Source organism: Actinoplanes sp. NPDC049802, assembly GCF_040656595.1.
Lineage (GTDB): Bacteria > Actinomycetota > Actinomycetes > Mycobacteriales > Micromonosporaceae > Actinoplanes.
Map to the genome: position 1 here is coordinate 1 of NZ_JBFAMR010000176.1, position 2,245 is coordinate 2,245.

1 protein-coding gene is annotated in these 2,245 nt (G+C 64.8%); it reads left to right on the forward strand.

All coding sequences use genetic code 11. From position 1 onward, the window contains the following. Positions 1–199: 199 nt before the first annotated feature. Entirely contained in the window at positions 200–2,170 is a 1,971-nt protein-coding gene (locus AB0I88_RS41215; RefSeq protein WP_361037741.1) for a hypothetical protein, read from the forward strand. The last annotated feature ends 75 nt before the right edge of the window (positions 2,171–2,245 follow it).

Consider the following 2,245-nt stretch of genomic DNA (forward strand, 5'->3'; position numbering starts at 1 on the left):
TCAACAGCAGTAGTCAACGCTCTCGATCCTGAACTCGCCCTGTCCGGCGGACTTGCTATGAACCGCTGGCCTCAACTCACCCTGGCAGACAGGGGGTGACCGTGAGATCACCCTGCGCTGGACGGGTGACCTGCCGAAGCCGAAGCTCAAGGGTGACACCGCGACCTACCCGAACGTTCTTCCGGGCGTTGACCTCCAGGTGACCGCCTCGGCCACCGGGTTTTCCGAGGTGCTGGTGGTGCGGACCCGCAACGCGGCGGGGAACCCGGACCTGCGGTCGCTGAAGTTCGGGCTGGACACCAAGGGTGTCTCGGTGGGCAAGAGCGCTGCCGGGGGCTTGAGCGCCCGTGACTCCTCCGGTGCGGAGGTGTTCGCCGCGCCGGCCCCGCTGATGTGGGATTCGTCGGAGTCGGTGGAGCAGCAGGCCATGGCTTCGGGGGAGACGCGGCCGAATGATCTCGGCCCTTCGGGTGAGGAGACCCAGGGTGACCGGGTGCGGCAGGCGGTGATGCCGGTCAAGGTCAGCGACGAGTCGGTCACCATCATGCCGGACCAGGCGATGCTCACCGATCCGCGGACGCGGTACCCGGTCTACATCGACCCGCTTGTCACCGGCTACCTGTCGGGTGGGGCCTGGACGTCGGTGTGGAGCAAGTACCCCACGAAGTCGTTCTGGAAGAATACGACCGCGCTGACCGACGGTTCGATCACCGGCTCTGCGGGTGTGGGCCGGACCGAGGATTGCAGCGGGTGCGCAGATCACATCATCCGGTCGTTTTTCCGGCTGGACATGACCGGCGTCAAGGGCAAGGTCAGCGACGCCAAGTTCATCATCCAGCAGCGCTGGTCGTGGACGTGCAACCCGGCCAGCAGCGCACGGGTGTGGCGGATGGGCACCGGGATTACGTCCGCGACGACTTGGAACAACCCGCCCAAGGGCTGGGGCAGGTACGCGACGGTCATGGCCAAGCGCAAGTACGGTGCGGTGCACGGCTGCATCGGCGCGGGCGACATCGAGTTCGATGTGACGAACATGGTCAGCGACTCGGACAGCGTCGTGACGTTCGGCATGAAGGCGATCGACGAGTCGACGAAGAACCAGTGGAAGCGGTACAAGCCGTCGACGGCGCGGCTGTCGGTCACGTACAACGGCGCGCCGTCCCCACTGACCGAGCAGATGACCGACGGCGTCAAGGATTCCTGCAAGACCGGCTCGGCTCGTCCCTGGGTGACGAAGACGTCCGGTGTCACGGTTGCTGGCAAGCAAGCGGACAAGGACAAGGAATCCGAGCTCACCACGAGCTTCTACCTCTGGAACGTCAAGACGCCCACGAGCAAGACCACGGTGTCGAAGGCGGGCGGTAACGGTGAGGCCGTGTCGGCCGCCCTGCCAACGCTCGCCGACGGTGTCACCTACGGCTGGAACGCAAAGACCAGAGACCGCGCTTCCGCCACTGCCGCCGACGTTATGGAGACTTGGTCGGAGAAGACCTGTGAGTTCACCGTAGACGCCACGAAACCGCCGAATCCCGGCGCACTCAGTTCGCCCGACTACTCGTCGAGCACCCCGAGCGGCGGCGTCGGCTATCCCGGCAAGTTCGTGATCGCCGCTCCAGTGATTACAGGTGTGTCGGATGAAGAAGCCCGGAAACAGCGGGAAGACATCTTCGGGTATGCGTGGAGCTTCGACAGCGGTTCTCAGAAGGATGCTCCCACTGTGCCGGTGAAAGCCGATTTCACCGGAGAGATCCCATCCTGGACCCCGAAGACCGACGGCACCAAAACCCTCTACGTGTGGGCGAAAGACCGTGCCGGCAACTTCTCCAAAGACGCGGCTAAGTACACCTTCACGGTGTTACACGGTTCCGGGCCGGCCGCCACGTGGGACTTCGACGACGTTGCGAACGCCACCACATCGAAGGATGTAGCTGAGAACAACAACACGCTGACCTTGAGCGGTGGCACCCGGGTCACAGGCCGCGGCAACCGTGGCAGCGCGCTGTCGCTCAACGGCACCAGCGGGTACGCCGCTACTGCCGGGCCGCTCACCTATACGAACCGCACCACGGGGGCCGCTGTCACGGTCCGTACGGACGCGAGTTTCACCGTGAGCGCTCGGGTCAAGCTCGCCACGACGACCGGCGTCACCGGGCCCTGTCTGCCAGGGTGAGTTGAGGCCAGCGGTTCATAGCAAGTCCGCCGGACAGGGCGAGTTCAGGATCGAGAGCGTTGACTACTGCTGTTG